Origin of the sequence: Brevibacterium permense (assembly GCF_013280495.1) — a bacterium.
Taxonomy (GTDB): Bacteria; Actinomycetota; Actinomycetes; order Actinomycetales; family Brevibacteriaceae; genus Brevibacterium; species Brevibacterium permense.
The window spans coordinates 175,058-197,292 of record NZ_JABSSX010000003.1; the positions used below are offsets into that span (position 1 = coordinate 175,058).

The 22,235-nt window shown below is 63.6% G+C and carries 17 protein-coding genes; 14 read left to right on the top strand and 3 right to left on the bottom strand.

The window, feature by feature from the left end:
* Nucleotides 1-65 precede the first annotated feature (65 nt).
* The 3 genes from HK353_RS05840 (at nucleotide 66) to HK353_RS05850 (ending at nucleotide 2,701) form a co-directional block, all read left to right on the top strand.
* Nucleotides 66-845 (top strand): alpha/beta fold hydrolase, encoded by a 780-nt coding sequence (locus HK353_RS05840; RefSeq protein WP_173153761.1) that lies wholly within the window; start codon nucleotides 66-68, stop codon nucleotides 843-845.
* Nucleotides 846-927: 82 nt separating this feature from the next.
* Nucleotides 928-1,998, top strand: a complete 1,071-nt coding sequence (locus HK353_RS05845; RefSeq protein WP_173153764.1) for an NADH:flavin oxidoreductase/NADH oxidase — start codon at nucleotides 928-930, stop codon at nucleotides 1,996-1,998.
* A 49-nt stretch (nucleotides 1,999-2,047) separates the two neighbouring features.
* Entirely contained in the window at nucleotides 2,048-2,701 is a 654-nt protein-coding gene (locus HK353_RS05850; RefSeq protein ID WP_173153767.1) for an MBL fold metallo-hydrolase, read from the top strand.
* A gap of 14 nt (nucleotides 2,702-2,715) precedes the next feature.
* Here HK353_RS05850 and HK353_RS05855 read toward each other — a convergent pair whose 3' ends face one another.
* Nucleotides 2,716-3,300 (bottom strand): hypothetical protein, encoded by a 585-nt coding sequence (locus HK353_RS05855; protein WP_173153770.1) that lies wholly within the window; start codon nucleotides 3,298-3,300, stop codon nucleotides 2,716-2,718.
* 258 nt (nucleotides 3,301-3,558) lie between these two features.
* On the opposite strand from HK353_RS05855, the gene HK353_RS05860 reads away from it, so the two are divergent.
* From HK353_RS05860 to HK353_RS05890, 7 genes are all read left to right on the top strand, one after another.
* Nucleotides 3,559-5,367 (top strand): ABC transporter substrate-binding protein, encoded by a 1,809-nt coding sequence (locus HK353_RS05860; RefSeq protein WP_173153773.1) that lies wholly within the window; start codon nucleotides 3,559-3,561, stop codon nucleotides 5,365-5,367.
* A gap of 103 nt (nucleotides 5,368-5,470) precedes the next feature.
* On the top strand, nucleotides 5,471-7,015 hold the full coding sequence (locus HK353_RS05865) for an ABC transporter permease (protein WP_173153776.1): 1,545 nt from the start codon (nucleotides 5,471-5,473) through the stop codon (nucleotides 7,013-7,015).
* Entirely contained in the window at nucleotides 7,012-8,043 is a 1,032-nt protein-coding gene (locus tag HK353_RS05870; RefSeq protein WP_173153779.1) for an ABC transporter permease, read from the top strand. The genes HK353_RS05865 and HK353_RS05870 overlap by 4 nt, the downstream gene beginning before the upstream one ends.
* The gene (locus tag HK353_RS05875) at nucleotides 8,043-9,965 is read left to right on the top strand and encodes an ABC transporter ATP-binding protein (protein ID WP_173153782.1); all 1,923 of its coding nucleotides are present in this window, start codon (nucleotides 8,043-8,045) and stop codon (nucleotides 9,963-9,965) included. The genes HK353_RS05870 and HK353_RS05875 overlap by 1 nt, the downstream gene beginning before the upstream one ends.
* Nucleotides 9,966-10,071: 106 nt before the next feature.
* Complete coding sequence (gene typA / locus HK353_RS05880) at nucleotides 10,072-11,982, top strand: translational GTPase TypA (protein ID WP_139466927.1); 1,911 nt, start codon at nucleotides 10,072-10,074, stop codon at nucleotides 11,980-11,982.
* Nucleotides 11,983-12,034: 52 nt separating this feature from the next.
* The gene (locus HK353_RS05885; RefSeq protein WP_173153785.1) at nucleotides 12,035-13,354 is read left to right on the top strand and encodes a PIG-L family deacetylase; all 1,320 of its coding nucleotides are present in this window, start codon (nucleotides 12,035-12,037) and stop codon (nucleotides 13,352-13,354) included.
* Between the two features lie 48 nt (nucleotides 13,355-13,402).
* Nucleotides 13,403-15,163, top strand: coding sequence for a VanW family protein (locus HK353_RS05890; RefSeq protein ID WP_245395819.1), 1,761 nt, complete (start codon nucleotides 13,403-13,405; stop codon nucleotides 15,161-15,163).
* Nucleotides 15,164-15,196: 33 nt separating this feature from the next.
* On the opposite strand, the gene HK353_RS05895 is transcribed toward HK353_RS05890, so the two are convergent.
* On the bottom strand, nucleotides 15,197-16,282 hold the full coding sequence (locus HK353_RS05895) for a GNAT family N-acetyltransferase (RefSeq protein ID WP_173153787.1): 1,086 nt from the start codon (nucleotides 16,280-16,282) through the stop codon (nucleotides 15,197-15,199).
* Between the two features lie 190 nt (nucleotides 16,283-16,472).
* Between HK353_RS05895 and fdxA the strand changes: the two genes are divergently transcribed.
* The 3 genes from fdxA to HK353_RS05910 all read left to right on the top strand — a co-directional run bounded on the left by fdxA (nucleotide 16,473) and on the right by HK353_RS05910 (nucleotide 19,442).
* Nucleotides 16,473-16,799 (top strand): ferredoxin, encoded by a 327-nt coding sequence (gene fdxA / locus HK353_RS05900; protein ID WP_025776980.1) that lies wholly within the window; start codon nucleotides 16,473-16,475, stop codon nucleotides 16,797-16,799.
* 3 nt (nucleotides 16,800-16,802) lie between these two features.
* Nucleotides 16,803-17,924, top strand: a complete 1,122-nt coding sequence (gene dapC, locus HK353_RS05905; protein ID WP_173153790.1) for a succinyldiaminopimelate transaminase — start codon at nucleotides 16,803-16,805, stop codon at nucleotides 17,922-17,924.
* 234 nt (nucleotides 17,925-18,158) lie between these two features.
* A complete protein-coding gene (locus tag HK353_RS05910; protein WP_101544913.1) occupies nucleotides 18,159-19,442 on the top strand; it encodes a citrate synthase in 1,284 nt (427 codons plus the stop codon).
* 636 nt (nucleotides 19,443-20,078) lie between these two features.
* On the opposite strand, the gene dapD is transcribed toward HK353_RS05910, so the two are convergent.
* Nucleotides 20,079-21,023: a 2,3,4,5-tetrahydropyridine-2,6-dicarboxylate N-succinyltransferase gene (gene dapD, locus HK353_RS05915; protein WP_173153793.1), complete on the bottom strand. Its 945-nt coding sequence runs from the start codon at nucleotides 21,021-21,023 to the stop codon at nucleotides 20,079-20,081.
* 41 nt (nucleotides 21,024-21,064) lie between these two features.
* Between dapD and dapE the strand changes: the two genes are divergently transcribed.
* A complete protein-coding gene (gene dapE, locus HK353_RS05920) occupies nucleotides 21,065-22,231 on the top strand; it encodes a succinyl-diaminopimelate desuccinylase (RefSeq protein WP_173153796.1) in 1,167 nt (388 codons plus the stop codon).
* Nucleotides 22,232-22,235 lie beyond the last annotated feature (4 nt).

Sequence of the window (22,235 nt, forward strand, 5' to 3'; positions counted from 1 at the left end):
CAGTTCGTCGATTTCCGTCGATCCAGTCGAAACTCCCTCGCATCCTCAGTTCTCAAGGAGCCTCCATGCGCATCGCCGTTCGTGCCTTCAACGACAATCCCGGTTCTCCCGTCCTCGTCTTCGGCAACGCCCTGGGCACTCGGATGCCTTTGTGGACCTCCGTGGCCGCGCGTCTGGCCGACGATTTCCAGATCTACCTCACCGACCTTCCCGGACATACCCTTCCTGCCGGCGACTCCCTCGCCGAGGCGGCCGCCCCGCTGACAGTCGAAGCGCTGGCTTCCGGTGTCGTCGAGTCCCTCGCCGAGCTCGGGGTGGAGTCCTTCGTCTACTGCGGAGTCTCGATCTCCGGCGGCGTCGGTCTGACCCTGGCGCTCAACCACCCCGAATCGCTGACCGGACTCGTCGCCTGTGCGACGGCCGAGAAGTTCGGCACTCCGGAATCCTGGGACGAACGCATCGGAGAAGTCCGCGCCGACGGCACCAAGGGACTTGTCGATGACACCGCCGATCGGTGGTTCGCCGCCGGGTTCCTCGGCGAGGACATCGCCACCGGTCACCTCATCCTGTCCGACCTCGCCCTGGTCGATGACGAGGCCTACATCACGGCCGCCTCGGCGCTGAAGACCTACGATCTGAGCGGAAAGCTCGGCTCGATCACCACCCCGACGCTCGTTATGGCCGGCGCCCAGGACCCCGGCTGCACCCCCGAAGCGATGTCGTCCTTGGCCGAGCAGATCGAGGACGCACGCTTCGTCACGATCCCGGACTCCGCTCACCTGCCGATGGTCGAACACCCCGAGATCGTCGTCGACCACATCCAGGAGTTCTGCGGCCAGCTCTAATGGGGCGCGGACCGCGGCATCTTCGCCGTTCCGGTATTCGGGACCGGTGTCTGATTCCGGGCGGAACTGGCAGACTGAAATCATGACTGAGCTATTCGAACCGCTGACCCTGCGCGGAACCGAGATTCCCAATCGCATCTGGCTCTCCCCGATGTGCCAGTACTCCTGCGAAGCTGAAGACGGCATGCCCGGCCCCTGGCATCTCGTCCATCTCGGTGCCCGGGCGCAGGGCGGATTCGGGCTCATCCTCACCGAAGCCTCCGCAGTCGTCCCCGAAGGTCGAATCTCACCACAGGACGCCGGAATCTGGAATGACGACCAGGCAGAGTCATGGTCGGCCGTCGTTGACTTCGTACACTCCCAGGGCAGTATCATCGGCATTCAGCTCGCCCATGCCGGCCGCAAGGCCAGCACCTATCGTCCTTTCACCGGTGAACCGAAGGGCAGCGTCCCCGAGTCCGAGGGCGGATGGTCGACACTCAGCGCCAGCCCCATCGCCTATCCGGAGCTGGCAGAGCCCGTGGAGATGACGAAGGACGACATCGCCGAGGTAGTCGCCGCCTTCGCAGCTGCTGCCCGCCGTGCGATCGACGCCGGGTTCGACCTCGTCGAACTCCACGCGGCCCACGGCTATCTGCTCCATTCCTTCCTGTCACCACTGTCGAACCAGCGCAGCGACGAATACGGCGGCGATCTCGCCGGCCGGTCCCGACTGCTCCATGAGATCTATACGGCCGTGCGCGCCGAAGTCGGTGACGAGGTGCCCGTCTTCGTGCGCATCTCGGCCAGCGAATGGACCGACGGAGGATTCGACATCGCCGAAGCCGCAGAGGTCAGTCGTGCGCTGTCGGAGGCCGGAGTCGACCTCATCGACGTCTCCTCGGGCGGCAACTATCCGGCGCGGATCCCCATCGGTCCCGGATACCAGGTGTCGCTGGCCGCCGCGATCCGCGCCAAGGGCGTGCCGACCGGCGCCGTCGGACTCATCACCGATCCGAAGCAGGCCGAGACCATCCTCAGCACGGGACAGGCCGATGCGATCTTCATGGCCCGAGCAGCCCTGCGTGAACCTTCCTGGCCGCAGCGGGCCGCCCATGTCCTCGGAGTCGAACCCGGACCCTACCCTCCGCAGTACACCCGCGGAGCCTGGTGACCTGTCCCTGAACAGTTCGCAGCATCAGCACAGATTGAGGAGTTTGGAAATGCACACGATCGAAACCGAGCACGTCATCATCCGCTCTATCGCGGTCTCCGAGATGGCGAACAACGTCTATCTGCTCACTGCCAAAGAGACCGGTTCCCAGGTGCTCATCGACGCCGCCGACGACGCCGAGGCGATCACCGAACTCATCGACTCGGGTGCCCAGGACACCGAGGCCGACTCGAAGCTCAGGGCGATCATCACCACCCACCAGCACTGGGATCATATTCGGGCACTGCCGGCCACCTCGGCGAACTATCCGGAGGCGATGACGATCGCCGGTGCCGCGGACGCGGCCGCCATCACCGAGGCGGAAGGAGTGGAGATCGCGCATTCTGTCGACCACCTCGACGTCGGGGACTTCGGCGGATTCGTCCTCCAGGCAATCGCTCTGCGCGGGCACACTCCCGGTTCGATCGCGCTGCTCCTGCGCGACGGGGGCCAGACGATCCTGTTCTCCGGTGACTCGCTGTTTCCGGGCGGGCCGGGCAAGACCTGGTCGGCGGAGGACTTCACTTCTCTCATGGACGACCTCGAGGAGCGGGTCTTCGGCGAACTTCCGGACGAGACTCTCGTTCTGCCCGGACACGGGGACTCGACGACCCTGGGCGAGGAACGTCCGAAACTGGGGGAATGGCGCGAACGCGGCTGGTGACCGCAGTTCGCCCGTCAGCGCGGCAGTGCTGCGAAGCCGAAGAGCGCCCAGACGATCGCGAGGAGACCCATGGCGATGATGCCGATGTTCCATCTCGTCTCGATGACACGCTGCCCACCGGGGTTGGCGAGTTCTGCGTCGCTGAGCGACGAATAGCGCTCGAGCACGGTGTCGACGGCCGGGCTCGGATTCTCGACGAGCCGGCGCATACCGTGCTCGTCTTTCTCCCACTTCTTGCCCTTGCCGGCCAGCGGCCATGATGCGAACTTCTTCTCATGGGTGCGCACGCTCAGACCGAAGTGGGTCTCGAAGCCGTCGACGAGGTTCCACGGAATCGTCACGGTCTGCAGCGGATTGACCAAGATGAGCTGCTGTCTGTGCAGCTCGACGCGGGGATGCCGATAGCAGACGAAGACCAAGGTGCCGACGGCCAGAGGGATGCCTGCGGCGGCCAGACCGCGCAGCGTGAAGTCGCCGAAGAGGATTGAGAGCACGCCTAAGGCGCAGAGCCCTCCGACGATGAAGAAGAGGGCCGTCGAGCTCGTCGTCCGTACGACGGTCGGCTCGGTCTCATTGCGATCTATCTCACTGTCAGCCACCTGATCATCCTATCCATTGAGACTGGGCAAAACTTGTCCGTTCCCTTGGTTTCGAAACGGTAACAATTCAGAATATTGCTCATTATGTGGACTCGGTCACAGTCTCGGGTGAATTAACTTTGATGCATTCCATGTGAAAAACATGAACGCGGTCACATGCGCTTCGGTCTCTGCCGAACCGTTTCACGTGACCGGAATGCACTCCGGTTTGGGGTGCAAGTACGAGGGTGACTCGCCCTAGAACAACAAGGAGAGAACGTGAACAAGCGCTTCCTCGCGGCCGGTGCCTCTGTGGCTGCCGCTGCAATGGTGCTCACCGCCTGCACACCCCCTGGTGGAGGCGACGACAGTGAATCGTCGAAGAACTCCCAGCTGAACATCGGTTGGAACGAATCGTTCCGATCGATGAACACACAGACTGCCAACGGCAACGCTGTGTCGAACGCCATTCTCACCTATATGATGAATGACAACTTCGGCTACTACGACGACAACCTCGAGGTCCAGGACGGCGCGCTTGGCAAGCTCGAGAAGGTTTCAGACGACCCGTTGAAGATCAAGTACACCTTCAACGACGATGCAAAGTGGTCGGACGGCACCCCTGTCGACGCAGCGGACCTCGCTCTGACCTGGGCGGCCACGTCGTCGAACTTCAACACCGTCGAATCGAACAACAAAGACGACGGATCGGTGAAGGAGAACGACGCGAAGACGGTCTATTTCGACTCGGCGTCTATCGGCCCTAAACTCGTCAAGGACTTCCCCGAGATCTCTGACGACGGTAAGGAAGCCACTTTCGAGTTCTCCAAGCCGTTCGCAGATTGGCAGACCGGATTCGCCGGCATCGGGCCCAACGGAGTGGGAGTTCCCTCCCATATTGTTGCGAAGAAGGCTCTCGGGATCGACGACCCGGAGAAGGGCAAGGAAGCGATCCTCAAGGCCATCAAGGACAAGGACACCGAGAAGCTCTCGAAGATCTCGAACACCTGGAACACGGGGTTCGACTTCACCTCGATGCCGGAGGACGAGGACCTGCTCGTCCATAACGGCCCGTACAAGATGACGAAGTTCGAAGAGGGCCAGTACGTCACCCTCGAACTCGATGACAAGTACACCGGCCCGACCAAGCCGAAGGTCAACACCGTGACCGTCCGTTACAACGGAGATCCGATGGCAATGGTTCAGGCGATCGAGAACGGCGAGGTCGACTTCACCCAGCCGCAGGCGACCGCGGACGTGCTCTCTGCCGCGGAAGACATCGACGGCGTCAACGTCGATTCTGCCGATGGTGCGACCTATGAGCATGTCGACTTCACTTTCGATAACAAGGGACCCTTCGACCCGGCCGCCAACGGCGGGGACGAGGACAAGGCGAAGAAGGTTCGTCAGGCCTTCCTCAGGACCGTCCCTCGTCAGGACATCGTCGACAAGATCATCAAGCCCCTCAATGACAAGGCCGTCACTCGTGACTCCTTCAATCAGGTCCCCGGCTCCCCAATGTACGACGAGATCGTCAAGGGCAACGGTATGGAAGACCTCAAGGAAGTCGACGTCGACGGTGCGAAGAAGCTGCTCAAGGAGGCCGGAGTCTCCAGCCCGACAGTTCGCGTCATGTACGACAATACGAACTCGCGTCGTCAGCAGGAGTTCCAGCTGATCAAGGAATCGGCCGAGAAGGCCGGCTTCAAGATCAAGGACGTCGGCGATGTCAACTGGGGCACCCGCCTCGGCGACGGTACCTACGACGTCTCGTTGTTCGGCTGGCAATCGGAGTCGACCGGTATCACTGATTCCGATGCGAACTACCGCACCGGAGCTCAGAACAACTACGGCGGCTACTCGAACAAGAAGACGGACAAAATTCTCGACAAGATCGTCGGAGCTCCCGAATCCGAGCACGCGAAGCTGTCCACCGAGTTGGAAAAGCAGCTGACCGAGGACGCTTTCGGCGCACCGCTGTTCCAGCATCCAGAGCTCGTCATTTACCGGGACAAGCTGAAGAATGCCAAGTCGACTACTGTTTCGCCGACAATTTTTTGGAACTACTGGGAGTGGGAAGTCAACTGATCCGCGTCTGACGCGATCGGTTCTTCTCCAGCCTTGCTGCTGTGGGGATCACTGTGTGGTCCCCACAGCGGCGTTTTCGGAAGATTGAAACGGAAGCCCCATTATGATCAGATTCATCCTCAGACGACTGCTGTCGACGGCACTCGTGCTGCTCGTCGTCACCTTCGTCCTCTACCTGCTGCTCAACGTCGCCCTCGACTTCTTCTGGGATCTGCGTTCGAGCACCTCACCGAACATCGAGGCTCTCTACGAGTCGCGTCGACGTCTCCTCGACCTCGACACTCCCGCCGTCGTCCGCTACTTCAAGTGGCTGGCAGGCGTCGGCGGCTGCGCCATCGGCCAATGTGACTTCGGCATCGCCTGGAAGTCCGGCCAAGAGGTCACCGACCAGCTGCAGGGCGCTATCGTCAACACGATCAAGCTCATCACCGCCTCGACGATCGTGGCCATCATCCTCGGCATCGCCGTCGGCATGATCTCGGCCATCCGCCAGTACTCGGGCTTCGACTACTTCATCACCTTCGTCTCGTTCCTCCTCTACTCGCTGCCCGTATTCTGGGTGGCGGTGCTGCTCAAGCAGTACGGAGCGATCGACATCAACAACTTCATCAACGATCCGACCTTGGAATCCTGGTGGCCGATCATCATCGGCTGTGTGGCCATGGGGCTGTTCTGGATGGGTGCGCTCGGCGGCAACGCGAAGCGTCGCATGATCACCTTCGTCGCCGCAGCGGTCATCACCTTCGGAACCATCTACTACATCCTCGCCAGCGGCTGGATGCAGCACCCGACGATCGGCCTCCTCGGCGTGGTCGTCATCGGCGCCGGTGCGGCCATCGTCATGACGTACCTGTCGACGGGCCTGAAGAACCGCCGCGTCCTCTACGCAACGCTGACCACAGTCGTCGTCGGCGCGCTGCTGTACTGGCCGCTGATGAACCTCTTCTACTACGTCGACATGAACTGGCTGTGGATGTTCGGGCTCTTCATCGTTGCGATCGCCGTCGCCGTCGGCATCGGTCTGGCATTCCGTGGCCCGGATCCCTGGGATACCGCGCGCACGACGAGCTTCACGGCCATCATCGTGGCAGTGCTCATCTTCGCCGACAAAGTGCTGCAGGGCTGGCAGGAGTATTCGGACGACCCGGCCATCAACAATCGTCCGATCGCGACGATCGGTGCATCGGCGCCGAATATCGACGGCGACTTCTGGATCACGAACCTAGACTCGTTCACTCACCTGCTGCTGCCGTCGATCGCCCTCGTCCTCATCTCCTTCGCCTCGTACACCCGCTATACCCGCGGCTCGATGCTCGAGGTCCTGGGCCAGGACTACATCCGCACGGCACGAGCCAAAGGTCTCAACGAACGTACGGTGATCATGCGGCACGCTATGCGCAATGCGCTGCTGCCATTGGCCTCCGTCGTTCCCGTCGACATTATCACGATGATCGGCGGCGCCGTCATCACGGAGACGATCTTCGGCTGGAACGGCATGGGCAAGCTCTTCATCGACTCGCTGAGACAGGCAGAGCTCGACCCGGTCATGGCCTACATCCTCATCACCGGCCTGCTCGCCATCATCGCCAACCTGGTCGCGGACTTCCTCTACGCCGTCCTCGACCCGAGAATCCGAGTGAACGCATGAGTACCAACAACGACAAACAGAACGCTCTCGCCCTCGACGAAGTCGGGGACAATGCGATCGAGTCGAAGGAGACCGAAGGTCTCTCCCAGGGCAAGATCGTCCTGCGCAAGTTCCTTCGCCACAAAGGCGCGATGATCTCGATCGTCGTCCTCGTGCTGGTGGCGATCTTCGCCTTCAGCGCACAGGGATTTGCGGGAATTCCCGGTTGGTGGAAGTTCAGCCATACGGCGTCCGGGCCCGTGGTCAATCCTGGCGGAGCCCCGACCTGGTCGTTCGCGAACTTCTTCTCTCTCGGCGATCACCCGTTCGGTCAGGACGAGATCGGTCGTGACAACTTCGCCCGAGTGATGAAGGGGACGCAGATCTCGCTGGTCGTCATGTTCATCATCGGCATCGTCTGCCTGATCATCGGCACGGTCATCGGTGCCGTTGCGGGCTACTACCGCGGTTGGGTCGACTCGGTGCTCATGCGCATCACCGACGGCTTCGTCATCCTGCCGGTCATCGTGGTCGGATCGATCCTCGGTGTGCTCGTCGGCGGAGCGAACGGCCCGCTGCTCGGTGTGGCGCTGGGCTGCATCCTCTGGGTGGGTCTTGCACGTCTCGTCCGCGGTGACTTCATGTCGCTGCGCGAACGCGAGTTCGTCGACTCGGCTCGCGTGGCCGGCGCCAGCGACTTCCGGATCATGTTCAAGCACATGCTGCCCAATGCCATGGGCGTCATCATCGTCAACACGACGCTGATCATGAGTCAGGCGATCGTGCTCGAAGCCTCGCTGAGCTACCTCGGCTTCGGCATCAAACCGCCCGGCATCTCGTTGGGACAGCTCATCAGCGAATACCAGACCTCCTTCGCCACTCGTCCGTGGCTGTTCTGGTGGCCCGGCCTGTTCATCATCGTCATCGCTCTGTGTGTGAACTTCATCGGCGACGGTCTGCGCGACGCGTTCGATCCGCGGATGAAGACCATCCCGAGCTGGAGGAAGATGAAGAAGGCCGAGCGCATGGCACAGAAGGAGGCCAAGTGATGGCCGAGAAGAAAGCACACAACCAGCCGAAGAAGGGCTCCCCGATCCTCGAGGTCAATGACCTCGGAGTCCAGTTCTGGGTCAGTGACGAATGGTGGATGGCCGCCGAACACCTCGACTACACGGTCAATGCCGGCGAGGTGCTGGCGATCGTCGGCGAGTCCGGTTCGGGCAAGTCGCAGTCGAGCATGTCCCTGCTCGGTCTCCTGCCGAGCAACGGCCGTGCGACCGGCTCAGCGAAGCTGGGCGGACGTGAACTCATCGGCATGCCGCGGGAGAAGATGCAGGCCGTGCGCGGCAACGACATCTCCGTGATCTTCCAGGAGCCGATGACTGCGCTCAACCCGGTCTACACCGCCGGATACCAGATCGTGGAGACGCTTCGCGTACACCTCGACATCGGTCCCAGTGAGGCGAAGCAACGGGCGCTCGAGCTCATGCGGCTGGTGGAGATCCCTGATCCGGAGGATCGGTTCCATTCGTTCCCGCACCAGCTCTCCGGCGGTCAGCGTCAGCGCATCATGATCGCGCAGGCTCTGGCCTGTCAGCCGAAGCTGCTCATCGCCGATGAGCCGACCACGGCGCTCGACGTCACGGTGCAGGCCGAGATCCTCAAGCTCATGCGCGAACTGAAGTCGAAGCTCGATGCGGGCATCATCCTCATCACGCACGATATGGGTGTGGTGGCGGATATGGCCGATCGCATCATCGTCATGCGCGCCGGCAAGGTGGTCGAGTCGGGTACTGCGGAGGAGATCTTCTACAACCCGCAGCATCCGTATACGAAGCAGCTGCTCGAGGCTGTGCCCCACCTCGGTGCGGGTACCGACAGCGAAGCATTCGGCGGCAGCATCGACGATGTCGAAGCCTCGCTGTCCGATATCACCTCCGATCAGGCGTCGCACGCCGATGACCCGGTCGGCCAGCCGGACGCCGGGGCCGGCGGCGACGGTCTCTCCGAGGCAGGGGCCGCCGATATGGCCGTGGCCGAGGCGCGTGCTCAGGTGACGGCACAGGACCGCCCCGATATCGAGATGGACTCCACGGAGACGTACTACCATCCAGGTTCGCAGGCGGACTTCTCGAAGCCCTCCGCCCTGCAGCTGCGTGATGCCGCGATCGAGTACCCCGCAATCGGACGGAAGAAGGCCTTCCGCGCCGCTCACCACATCAATCTCATGATCGCCCCCGGTGAAGTCGTGGGCCTGGTGGGGGAGTCGGGGTCGGGTAAGACCACGATCGGACGCGCAGCTCTCGGACTGCTGCCCACCGTCGAAGGCGACATGGTCGTCAACGGCACGAGCATCAAGGGCCTGAGCAATAAGCAGATGAGGCCCCTGCGCAAGGAAGTCGGGATCGTGTTCCAGGATCCCGGTTCCTCGCTCAATCCGCGACTGCCGGTCGGAGAGTCGATCGGTGAGCCGCTCTACCTCCACGAGGGGATGAAAGGGCCGGCGCTGAGCAAGCGGGTCGAGGAGCTGCTGACCGCGGTCGAACTGCCGACCTCGATGCGCAACCGCTATCCGCATGAGCTCTCCGGCGGTCAGCGTCAGCGTATCGGTATCGCCCGTGCCCTGACCCTGAGACCGAAGCTGCTCATCGCCGATGAGCCGACCTCGGCGCTCGACGTGTCCGTGCAGGCGAAGGTCCTCGACCTGTTCGAAGGCCTGCAGAAGGAATACGGCTTCGCGTGTCTGTTCATCAGCCACGACCTGGCCGTGGTCGAGCGCATCGCCGAGCGCATCGCGGTGATGCGCCACGGCTACCTCGTCGAGATCGGCAAGTCCTCACAGGTCGTGTCGAACCCCGTCCACCCGTACACACAGCGTCTGCTGTCTGCGGTTCCGGTTCCGGATCCGAAGGAGCAGCGCAAGCGTCGGGAGGCCAGGGATGCGGTCCTCGAAGCCACGATGAACGCCTGAGTCCGCCCAAGCTGACGGCCACCTGCACGCGAGAGCGTGCGGGTGGCCGTATAATTGTCTGTTGGGTCCGGGCTGGACCGATCTCTCTATCTCAAAAAGGTTCTTGATGACTGAAGCCATCACACGACGGGAAAACCGCCGAAACGTAGCAATCGTCGCACACGTCGACCACGGCAAGACCACGCTGGTCGATGCCATGCTCCGGCAGACCGGTGTGTTCAGCGAACACGGCGACTTCGCCGAACGCGTCATGGATTCAGGCGACCTCGAACGCGAGAAGGGCATCACCATTCTCGCGAAGAACACCTCGGTCCTCTACAACGGCCCCTCGGCCGGCGAGGACCCCATCGTCATCAACGTCATCGACACCCCCGGCCACGCCGACTTCGGCGGTGAGGTCGAGCGCGGACTGTCCATGGTCGACGGAGTCGTCCTCCTCGTCGACGCTTCCGAAGGTCCGCTGCCTCAGACCCGCTTCGTCCTGCGCAAGACGCTGGCCGCGAAGCTGCCCGTCATCCTCGTGATCAACAAGACCGACCGTGCCGATGCCCGCATCGACGGAGTCGTCGAGGAAGCTCAGGACCTGCTCCTGGGTCTGGCCTCCGACCTCGCCGACGAAGTCCCCGACCTCGACGTCGACTCCGTCCTCGACGTGCCCGTCGTCTTCGCCGCCGCGAAGGCAGGTGCCGCCTCCCTCGAACAGCCCGCCGATGGAGCGGTCCCGGACAACCCCGACCTCGAACCGCTGTTCAAGACCATCCTCGAGACGATCCCGGCACCGGAGATCAACTCCGACGGCATCCTCCAGGCACACGTCACGAACCTCGACGCCTCGCCGTTCCTCGGCCGTCTGGCTCTGCTGCGCATCTTCGGCGGCACGCTGAAGAAGGGCCAGCAGGTCGCCTGGGCCCGCGGTGACGAGATCAGCTCGGTGAAGATCACCGAACTGCTCGAGACCCAGGGTCTCGACCGGGTGCCCGCCACGGAGGCCTCGGCCGGTGACATCGTCGCAGTGGCCGGCATTCCCGACATCATGATCGGTGACACGCTCACCGACATCAACAATCCGAAGCCGATGCCGGCGATCGTCATCGACGATCCGGCGATCTCGATGACCGTGGGTATCAACACCTCCCCGCTGGCCGGCCGTGAGAAGAACACGAAGGTCACCGCCCGCATGGTCAAGGACCGCCTTGACCAGGAGCTCGTCGGCAACGTCTCGCTCAAGGTCGTCCCGACCGAACGCCCTGACGCCTGGGAGGTCCAGGGTCGCGGTGAGCTGGCCCTGGCCATCCTCGTCGAGCAGATGCGCCGTGAAGGATTCGAACTCACGGTCGGCAAACCTCAGGTCGTGACCAAGCAGGTCGACGGCAAGGTCCACGAGCCCTTCGAAGAGCTCACGGTCGACGTGCCGGAGGACTACCTCGGCGCCGTGACTCAGCTGCTGGCTGCCCGCAAGGGCGTCATGTCGACCATGACGAACCACGGTACCGGCTGGGTGCGGATGGAGTTCAAGGTTCCCGCCCGCGGCCTCATCGGCTTCCGCACTCGGTTCCTCACCGAGACCCGCGGCACCGGAATCGCGAACACGATCTCGGCCGGATACGGACCGTGGGCCGGCAATATCGAGTTCCGCATCAACGGCTCTCTCGTGGCCGACCGAGCGGGAACAGTGACCCCGTACGCGATGATCAACCTGCAGGACCGGGGAACCTTCTTCGTCGAACCGACCTCCGAGGTCTATGAGGGCCAGATCGTCGGCGAGAACTCGCGCGCCGACGATATGGACGTCAACATCACGAAGGAGAAGAAGCTGACGAACATGCGTTCGGCTTCTGCCGACAGCTTCGAGAACCTCACTCCGCCGCGCAAGCTGACCCTCGAGGAGAGCCTCGAGTTCGCTCGTGAGGACGAGTGCGTCGAGGTCACCCCGGGTGCCATCCGCATCCGCAAGGTCGAACTCGATCAGAAGGAACGCGCAAAGCTCTACGCGAAGATGCGCCGCCAGAACGCCTGAGCCGGAATCCTTGATCCGGCAGCACCGAATGACCTCGAGCACCCAGGAACCAATGACTGTTACGCCACGCGTCCTCTTCGTGCACGCTCATCCCGACGATGAGACGATCACGACGGGCGGCACGATCGCCGAATTGGTCTCCGAGGGTGCCGAGGTCATGGTGCTCACCGCCACCCGCGGTGAGGGCGGCGAGGTCATCCCCGCAGAGCTGAAGCAGCTCGAGGGCGATCGGGGCGGTCTCGCCCGGGTCCGGGAGCAGGAGATCGCCGAGGCGATGCGTGCTCTCGGTGTGCGCATGCACACCTTCCTCGGCGGGACCACGCGCACCTTCGAGGATTCGGGAATGGAATGGGGGCCGGACGGTCATGCCCGGCCCGCGTCATCGATGACCGACAACGCCCTGTGCGCAGCTGACATCACGACCGTGGCCAGACACATCGCTGCCGTCATCGATGCCTTCGAACCGCATGCGATCATCACCTACGCCGCCAACGGGGGCTATGGTCACCCCGACCACGTGCGGGTGCATGAGGCCACGACCGCGGCGGTCGACTTCGCCGAATGGCGGACCGGTCGACTGCTCTACGTCGACACCCCCACCGAGGTTGCCCGTCGTTCGTTCGACCCGCACCAGGCAGGCTTCGCAGGCACCGGCTTCGCCCCCGCCGAGACGATCCCGGCCAAACCGCCGGTCGGTCAGCTCGTCATCGACCAGGACGTCAGCGCGGTGCTGTCGGCCAAACGGGCGGCACTCGAGGCTCATCGCACCCAGGTGAGCGTGTCCGGCGGCTTCTTCGCCCTGTCGAACGGTGTCGGTCAGAAGATCGGCGACCGCGAATACTTCTCGATCGGGGCAGGCACTCCGATCCCGTCCGAGATCCTCAACACCGGACCGGCCCCGCACGTGCTCACCGGCCTCGACATCGCAGCGGTCGAAGCTCAGGAGAATACAGCGGCTCAGCCCCTGCGACGGAGTCGCGCACCGCGGAAGCCGGGAATCTTCGCCTACCTCCACTCCGCTGTGCTCGGACTGCTCATCGCCTTCCTCGGCACCATGCAGCACCTCAACGTCACGGTCGTCAGCCTCGGCGGCACCCCGATCATCCTGCCATGGGGACTCGCGCTGGCCCTGGCTCTGGCCGCTGCGGGGCTGTGGCACCTGAAGACGATGTATCGCAGCAGCGCCCCTATGCTGGTCGCCGCCGTGATCATTGCCGTACTGTCCTTCGTCTTCGGCCAGCCCAAGTGGCTGCCCGGCGCCGATATGATCGTCACCGGACTGCTTCGTTCAGTTGTGTGGCTGCTCGGACCGATGGTCCTGGCTGCTGTCTTCTCCTTCATCAACGTGCGCGGGCGCGATCGCACTCGCTAGACTCGTGCGAACCGCACCGAATCAGTCGTTATCGACACCCTCGGGAGAATGATGCCGACCAATACCCTGTCCGATGGAACCTCAAACGCAGGCGGGCCCGATCCGTCCGGCAGCGCTGCCCGGAAGAAGTCGGTCTGGCCCTTCATCCTCATGGCCGTCGTCGTGCTGGCCGCCATCTATGTGGTGATCGGCTTCTTCAGCGGGCGTATGCTCGCACCGGGGACGACCGTGGCCGGAATCGACATCGGCGGCAAGTCCGCGACAGACGCCGAGAACACCCTGCGCAACGACCTGCGCGATGACGCGGAACAGGACATCGTCCTCAAGGCCGGAGAGCCGACGGCGAAGCTCAACCCGGAGAAGGCCGGAATCACCTTAGACGCGGAAGCGACAGTCGAGCGCATCACCGGCTTCAGCCTCGACCCCACCGTCATCTGGGACCGCCTGTTCGGCGAAGATGAGGTCGACCCAGTCATCAAGGTCGACGAGGAGAAGTTCGACAAGGAAACCGCGAAGGTCACCGAGTCACTGGCCGTCGAACCCAAAGACGCCGAACTCGAGTACGACAAGACCACACCGAAGGTCAAGGACGGCAAGAACGGCCAGACCGTCGACACCGCCGCCGTGCGCGCCGCCGTCGACGATCATTGGCTGCGCACCGAGGATACTCTCCCGGTCAGTCCGACGAGTATCGATCCCGATATCACCACGTCCGAAGCCGAAGACATGGCTGACGGATTCGCGAAAGACGCCGTGAGCAAGGACCTCACGATCACGGCGAAGCCTGCGAAGGATGCGGACTCGGAGGTCAAAGGCGGCGACCTCACCGTGTCCCCGAAGACCGTCGCGAAGACTCTGACGTTCAAAGCCGAGGACTCGAAGCTCAAGCCTGTCTTCGATCAGGAGGCTCTCCAGAAGGCCGTGCTGGCCGCCAACAAGGACATCGGACGACCGGCCGAAGACGCGAGCTTCGAGATCAAGGACGGCAAGCCCGAGGTCGTGCCATCCCGCAATGGAATCGGAATCAAGGCCAAGGAACTGACCGGGGCGGTCACCGACGCCATCAACGGCAAGGAGGACAAGCCCACGGTCACACTGGCCTCGGTCAAACCCGAGTTCACGACGAAGGATGCGAAGAAGGCCGATGTCTCCGACACCGTGTCACACTTCTCCACCGGCTACAGCTCGGAACCCAACCGCGATACGAACCTACGGGTGGCCGCGAAGAGGGTCTCCGGCACGGTTCTCAAGCCCGGTGAGCAGTTCTCCCTCAATGAAGCTCTGGGCCAGCGCAACGCCGCAAACGGCTACAAACCTGCCGGCGTGATCTCCGAAGGGCAGATGAAGGAAGACTACGGAGGCGGCGTCTCACAGGTGTCGACGACCCTGTTCAATGCGGCGTTCTTCGCCGGCTTCGAACTCGACGAACACCAGGCGCATTCGCGCTATATCTCCCGCTACCCGGAGGGCCGCGAGTCGACCCTCGACTGGTCGTCGATCGATATGAAGTTCACGAACAACTCGAAGACTCCGGTCGTCCTCGACATGTACCTCAAAGACGGAGAGGTCCACGCTAAGGTCTTCGGCGTCAAGAAGTACGATGTGTCGGCAGACGCCTCGGACCGGTTCAACCACACCTCACCGGGGTCGGTCACCGAGAGCGGGCCATCGTGCTCTCCGCAGTCACCTAAGGGCGGATGGTCGATCCGGATCACCCGAACAATGAAGGACATCGCTTCGGGCAAGACCACGAAGGACGGCTTCACCACGGTCTACCGGCCGGTGAACAAGGTCGAGTGCAAGGGCTGAGCCCTCCTCACAGGATTCCGTCTGGCTGACCGTTCAGCGTGTTTCGGCGAACCAGGACCGGTGACGCACTGTCGCACCGAGAGAGGCGAAGAGGCCCAGCGACGCCTCATTGCTCGACTCGACGTCGACGAGGTAGGACCTGACCCCCCGCTGAGCGAGCAGCGCCGCCGAGGCAGCGACCACCGAACGCCCGGCACCGCGTCGTCGCAGATCGGGACGAGTGATGAGGTTGGTGATGACACCCCATTTGCTGCGCTCGACCACCCTGCAGGCCGCCACCATAGTCCGGGATCCATCGGGATGCTCGGCATAGGCGGTGACGAACTCACACGGCTGATCGGCTTCGATGAGTGTCTTGAACGCCTGAGCCGAACCCGAATCCTCACCGGGGCTGCGCTGTGACGTCCATGCGGCGAAATGCTCGGAGGTCGGCGCATCGGAGACGTCGATGATCAGACCTGACGCGGCCGCCCCAGCGGGGGAGGAGGCACCGCCGGCTGCCTCCGCCGTGGCACCGGTGAGCAGAAGGGTGGCCTCGGAAGGGATGTAGCCGCGAGCTGAGAGCAGGGGAGCGAGCCCCTCACATTCTGGTGCCAGCGTCGAGGAATCGTCAGCGGAATAGATCTGGACGCGGCTCGGCTTGCCTCGGGCCCGATACCACTCCTCGACGGCATCGAGTCCCTGTTCCCACCCGAGTCCGGTGTCGGTCACGGGCAGGCAGGAATTGGCGCGCCGGGTCGCGGATTCCGAATGCCGCAGCAGCCAGCCCTTCTGCAGCAGGCTGACCTCGGCGGCCGCCTCGGTGCCTTCGTTGCGCAGATTCTCCACGTGCAGCCAGGACACGTCGTGGGGAAGCCAGGCGGCGGCCGAGATGCGCCGCAGATCCACGGCGGAGACGATCTCATGCGTGCGCCCGGCCTTCGTCGGAGCCGGGGGCACCTCGTGGACGAGGAGGATCTGGTCGCGAGCGATGCGCAGGGGCCCGCGCTTCGTATCGATCTCGAGTCCCGCCTCGTCGACGGCTGTGACGACGCCGAGGGCGTCCGACGTCGAATGGGTGTCACCGGGTGCGAGCGAATACCGCACGACCACTCGTCTGCCGGGCTGCAGATCGTCCACTTCTGGCCTTCCTCCGCGAAATTGATGCCCTCCCACCCTATGACACGCACGCCCCGGTCCGGTGCAGGCGTGGGTCGGGATCTCAGATGCAATGCGAATCACTTGAGACCGGTGGTCACGGGAATCGGGCGAAGGCGTATTGTGGGATGTATATGCGCACCATCTGTGAGTCTTTCGAGGAGTCAGCCCAGTGACGTACATCATTGCCCAGCCCTGTGTCGACCTCAAGGACAAGGCCTGCATCGACGAATGCCCCGTCGACTGCATCTACGAGGGCGAACGCAGCCTGTACATCCACCCCGACGAATGCGTCGACTGCGGTGCATGCGAACCGGTGTGCCCCGTCGAGGCCATCTTCTATGAGGACGATGTGCCCGATGAGTGGGAAGAGTACTACAAGGCCAACGTCGAATTCTTCGACGACCTCGGTTCGCCCGGCGGTGCCGCGAAGCTCGGAAACACAGGCAAGGACCACCCGATCATCTCCGCCCTGCCGCCGCAGAACCACGACGACTGACCGATGACGAACGCCTTCGGACTCAACCTCCCGGACTACCCCTGGGACCGGCTCACGGAATACCGCGACCGGGCCGCAGAGCATCCCGACGGAGTGTGTGACCTCTCCATCGGCACTCCGGTGGACCCCACCCCCGAGGTGATCCGGCGTGCTCTGTCGGACGCAGGGGATGCGCACGGCTACCCGACGACCGCGGGAACCGCACAGCTTCGTGAAGCCATCGCCTGGTGGTACGAGAACTGGCATTCGGTTCAGCTCGATCCCGCCACCGAGATCCTGCCGACTGTGGGTTCCAAGGAGCTCGTAGCCTGGCTGCCGACCCTGTTGGGGCTGCGTGAGCGGGGACTGGCCGTCGCCTGTCCCTCCGCCGCCTACCCGACCTACGAGATGGGTGCGACGATCGCGGGTGTCGAATGCCGCCGTCTCGACGCCGCGCAGATCGTCGACGGGGAGTCATTGGACGGTGTCGGTCTGCTGTGGATCAACACACCGAGCAACCCGACCGGGGAGGTTCTCGACGTCGACACCCTCGCCGAGGTGGTTCGCCGTGCTCGTGCCGCCGGAGTCGTCGTCGCATCGGACGAATGCTACGGACTGCTCAATTGGGCATCCGATGCGCCGGCGCCGAGCGTACTTGCAGCTGCGGGGGAGTCGAATGCCGGTGTGCTGAGTGTGTACTCGATGTCGAAGCAGTCGAACCTCGCCGGCTACCGCGCGGCGTTCGTCGCCGGTGATGCCGAGCTCATCTCCGATCTCACCCGCTCACGCAAGCACGCGGGAATGATCGTGCCGTTCCCGATTCAGGAAGCCATGGTCGCCGGACTCCGCGACACCGAGCACGTGCTGGCGCAGAAGGAGACCTACCGGTCACGGCGCGAGCAGCTGCGAACTGGTCTCGAAGAGTACGGATTCCGCATCGACCATTCGACCGCCGGTCTCTACCTGTGGTCGACCGTGGACAAGAACTGCTGGGAGTCCCTGGCCGACCTTGCCGAACTCGGCATCGTGGCGGGTCCCGGCGAGTTCTACGGAGCGGCGGCTGCAGACCATGTGCGGATTGCGCTGACCGCCACCGACGAACGCATTCGCGCCGCGGCCGAGCGTCTTCGGGCCGCCGCGAGATGATTGCGGGGGTGGGACACCGTGCGCGGAAGTTGCCGGTTTCCGAGCGTCCGCTAAGTTCCTGCTCAGACTTCATGCAGGGCGAAAAACTGTTATCTGCCCTGTTCAGACGTATTACCAGCCAGTAAATGAAGCGTGCAGCGATTTTTTGATTCCCGCAGTTGTCGGTAGTCTTTGAAAGAACTGTGCAAAACACCTCAGGAAGTTCTTGGGGTCGGTCAACGGTGAGGAGATCGAATGACTTCGGAGGCGAACCTCAGGATCGCTGATACGGAGCTGACACTGCCCGAGGTGTCAGCAACAGCGGGCAACAACGGATACCGTATCGGTTCTCTGCTCAAAGAGACCGGCGCGGTCACATACGATCCCGGGTTTGCCAACACTGCAACCACCTCGTCGTCCATCACCTACATCGATGGTGACAACGGTGAGCTGCAGTACCGCGGTTACCCGATCGAACAGCTCGCGGAACAGTCGAACTTCGTCGAAGTCTGCTACCTCCTCATCTACGGTGAGCTGCCGACTCAGGAACAGTACGATGCCTTCGACGCTCGCCTGCGCGGACACACCATCGTCCACGAGGACCTGCGGCGCTTCTTCCGTGCGTTCCCGTACGACGCTCATCCGATGCCTATGGTTGCAGCTGCCGTCGCGGCTTTGTCGACGTTCTACCAAGATGACCTCGATGTCTTTGACGAAGACCAGATCGACACCTCGTCGTTCCGTCTGCTCGCGAAGATGCCGACCATCGCGGCACTTGCGCATCGGAAGAACATGGGCCTGCCGGTCATCCACCCGGACAACTCGCTGAGCCTCGTGGAGAACTTCCTGCGGGTGAACTTCGGTGTTCCTGCTGAGGAATACGAACCGGATCCGCTGGCGGTCAAGGCCATGGATCAGCTGTTCATCCTCCACGCCGATCACGAGCAGAACTGCTCGACCTCGACGGTTCGCCTCGTCGGCTCGTCGCAGGCCAACGTGTTCCAGTCGATCTCAGCTGGCGTCAACGCTCTGGCCGGACCGCTGCACGGCGGCGCGAATTCCGCAGTGCTCGAGATGCTCGAGCAGATCGCGGCCTCCGATGACGGACCGAAGAAGTTCATGGAGCGCGTGAAGAACAAGGAAGACGGCGTTCGTCTCATGGGCTTCGGCCACCGCGTGTACAAGAACTACGATCCGCGCGCGAAGATCATCAAGAAGACGGCTGACGAGGTTCTCGCCCGGTCCGGCGGCGACCCGCTGCTCGAATTGGCTCAGCAGCTCGAAGAGATCGCACTGGCCGACGACTACTTCGTCGAGCGCAAGCTCTACCCGAACGTCGACTTCTACACGGGCCTCATCTACAAGGCTCTCGGATTCCCGACGAATATGTTCACCGTGCTCTTCTCGGTCGGCCGGCTACCCGGCTGGATCGCCCAGTGGCGCGAGATGATCAAGGACCCCGAGACGAAGATCGGCCGTCCCCGCCAGATCTACACGGGCGAATACAACCGTAACTACAAGGACATCAGCGAACGCTGAGCCCCCGCAGACGCAACGGCGTCGGAGCAGAATCTTCTGCCCGGCGCCGTTGTGCATTGACCGGCCCGGCACAGTCGTAACTTCCCAGGTCCGTCCCGCGCCGCTGCTCTTTTCCCCTCCCGCACCGGCTGCGCCGTCCCGCGCCGCTGCCCTTTCCCCGCACCGGCTGCGCTGTTCCGCGCTGCCTTTTTCGCAGGTGCATTTCTCCGGCAGGCCTCCCGCCGCCATCACGTCCTCGCCGTGGGCCTTCGTTCGCCATCACGCATCGGTAGAGCCACTGTGCGTTGGTGGTGGCTTCTCCTACACGCACCTGGGCATGCGTCACCGTTGGTGCCACAACCTCCTGCAGGAACGGGGCGTTATGGCACGCGCAACGTGTTTTGCCACCAGCAGGGTGACTCGCAGCGAAGAGCGTGGGGTGGCTCAGGCGAAGCCGCAGAAGTGGTGGATTGGGATTGACTCGGAGGGTGAACGCACGGGCGTGAATGCGCTGAGGGCGCGTCCACATGATGTGAACGCGCCCTCGGCTGCTCACCGCAGGCGATTCGGCTACAGCCAACTCGCCAGCTCAGCGCTACAACGACGTAGCGCCGCAGCGCCGCGGCGCGGTGTCGCTGCGAACGGCCAGCCTGCCGATCAGTGGAGGTCGGGGTTGAGCTCGATGCCCTTTGAGTCGCGAGCGATCGCCTCGACGGTGCCGGTGACCGAATTGCGGCGGAAGAGGATGTTGTTCTTCCCGCTGAGCTCGGCGGCCTTGACCACGGCATCGTCTTCGCCGGGGACCGTCACGCGAGTGCCTGCAGTGATGTAGAGACCGGCTTCGACGACGCAGTCATCGCCGATGGAGATGCCGACACCGGCGTTCGCGCCGAGGAGGCTGCCCGAGCCGATGGAGATGCGGTGCGTGCCGCCGCCGGAGAGGGTACCCATGATCGAGGCTCCGCCGCCGATATCCGATCCGTCTCCGACGACGACGCCCTGGGAGATGCGGCCTTCGACCATGGCCGAACCGAGCGTCCCGGCATTGAAGTTCACGAAGCCTTCGTGCATGACGGTGGTGCCGGGAGCCAGGTGAGCGCCGAGGCGGACACGGTCGGCGTCGGCGATGCGCACACCGGAGGGGATGACGAAGTCCGTCATCCGCGGGAACTTGTCGAGCCCGTACACGGCAACAGGGCCGCGGGCGAGGAGCTTGGCGCGAGTGGCCTCGAAGTCCTCGGGGGAGCAGGCGCCGAAGGAGGTCCACACGACATTGGCGATATGGCCGAAGATTCCGTCGAGGTTGACGTCGTTGGGGGCCACGACGCGGTGGGACAGTGCGTGCAGACGCAGGTAGGCGTCGGCCGCCGAGGCGGGACCGGCGTCGAGATCGATCGTGGTGGTGACGACCTCTGAGCGGGTGCCGCGAGCTTCATCGGTGCCCACAAGGGCGTCGAGACCGTCGTCGGCGGCGCGAGCGGTGGCGGCCGCCTCGGCGGTGTCGTGGGTATCGCCGGTGCTCAGTACCGGGTACCAGACGGAGAGGACGGTGTCGGAATGGATCGTGGCGAGTCCACGTGCGGAAACGATGCGTTCTGTCATGCCTTAAGCCTAGACGGTGGCACCGTACTAGGCTAAGAGACATGACTGTCGATCCATCTGCTGAGACTGATGCCATGTTCGCGCCCGTCGGCGACCTCGGCGAGTACTTGTTCGCCGTGGTGGGTGACCCGGCCGAACTCACCGGCCGACTGTGCGCCATCGAATCCGTGTCCGGGAACGAAACCGTCCTCGCCGATGCCGTCGTCGCTGTCCTGGAGAGGATCAGCGCGGGTCCGGGACCGGACCTGGAGATCCTCCGCGACGGAGACACCGTCATCGCTCGCACGAACCTGGGGCTGGCCGAGCGCATCGTCGTCGCCGGCCACCTCGACACCGTTCCCGTCGAAGACAACCTTCCGCCCGTGCGCACCCACATGTCCGGAGACGAGTACCCCGATGATGAGGTCATCTGGGGGCGGGGCGCCTGCGATATGAAGGCCGGAGTGGCGATGCAGCTGTCCACCGCGGCCGCGCTGACCAATCCGAACCGCGATGTCACCTGGGTCTTCTACGACCATGAGGAGGTCGATGCCTCACTCAACGGACTCGGCCGCGTCTCCCGCGACCATCCTGATTGGCTGGCCGGTGACTTCGCGATCCTCGGCGAACCCTCGAACGCCTCGGTCGAAGGCGGCTGCAACGGAACCATCCGCGTCGACGTCACCACCACCGGAGTCCGCGCCCACTCGGCCCGTGCTTTCATGGGCGTCAACGCCATCCACGCCGCCGCCGAGATCCTCACCCGGCTCGCCGAATTCGAGACCGGCACCGTCACGGTCGATGGGCTCGACTACCGCGAATCCCTGTCCGCCGTGAACATCCGCGGGGGAGTCGCCGGCAACGTCGTGCCCGACGAGTGCGTGGTGTCCGTGAACTACCGCTTCGCTCCGAGCAAGTCGGCTGCCGAGGCGGAATCCTTTCTGCGCGAGCTGTTCACCGGTTTCGACGTCGTCGTCACCGATGCCGCCGAGGGGGCCCGCCCCGGACTCGACAGGGCGATCGCCCAGGACTTCATCGACACACTCGGACTGTCCCCGGCACCGAAGCTCGGCTGGACGGATGTGTCCCGATTCAGCGCACTCGGCGTTCCGGCGGTGAATTTCGGTCCCGGCAACCCTCTGTACGCCCATAAGTCGGATGAGCATGTGAGAGTCACCGAGGTGGACCAGGCCACCGCAACTCTGCGCAGCTACCTTCAGGGCCGGTGAACGA

Excerpts from the sequence above, each read along its gene's own strand:
- HK353_RS05840 (WP_173153761.1), top strand. The coding sequence starts at position 66 with ATGCGCATCGCCGTTCGTGCCTTCAACGACAATCCCGGTTCTCCCGTC.
- HK353_RS05845 (WP_173153764.1), top strand. The coding sequence starts at position 928 with ATGACTGAGCTATTCGAACCGCTGACCCTGCGCGGAACCGAGATTCCC.
- HK353_RS05850 (WP_173153767.1), top strand. The coding sequence starts at position 2,048 with ATGCACACGATCGAAACCGAGCACGTCATCATCCGCTCTATCGCGGTC.
- HK353_RS05865 (WP_173153776.1), top strand. The coding sequence starts at position 5,471 with ATGATCAGATTCATCCTCAGACGACTGCTGTCGACGGCACTCGTGCTG.
- HK353_RS05870 (WP_173153779.1), top strand. The coding sequence starts at position 7,012 with ATGAGTACCAACAACGACAAACAGAACGCTCTCGCCCTCGACGAAGTC.
- HK353_RS05875 (WP_173153782.1), top strand. The coding sequence starts at position 8,043 with ATGGCCGAGAAGAAAGCACACAACCAGCCGAAGAAGGGCTCCCCGATC.
- typA (WP_139466927.1), top strand. The coding sequence starts at position 10,072 with ATGACTGAAGCCATCACACGACGGGAAAACCGCCGAAACGTAGCAATC.
- HK353_RS05885 (WP_173153785.1), top strand. The coding sequence starts at position 12,035 with ATGACTGTTACGCCACGCGTCCTCTTCGTGCACGCTCATCCCGACGAT.
- HK353_RS05890 (WP_245395819.1), top strand. The coding sequence starts at position 13,403 with ATGATGCCGACCAATACCCTGTCCGATGGAACCTCAAACGCAGGCGGG.
- dapC (WP_173153790.1), top strand. The coding sequence starts at position 16,803 with ATGACGAACGCCTTCGGACTCAACCTCCCGGACTACCCCTGGGACCGG.
- HK353_RS05910 (WP_101544913.1), top strand. The coding sequence starts at position 18,159 with ATGACTTCGGAGGCGAACCTCAGGATCGCTGATACGGAGCTGACACTG.
- dapD (WP_173153793.1), bottom strand. The coding sequence starts at position 21,023 with ATGACAGAACGCATCGTTTCCGCACGTGGACTCGCCACGATCCATTCC.
- dapE (WP_173153796.1), top strand. The coding sequence starts at position 21,065 with ATGACTGTCGATCCATCTGCTGAGACTGATGCCATGTTCGCGCCCGTC.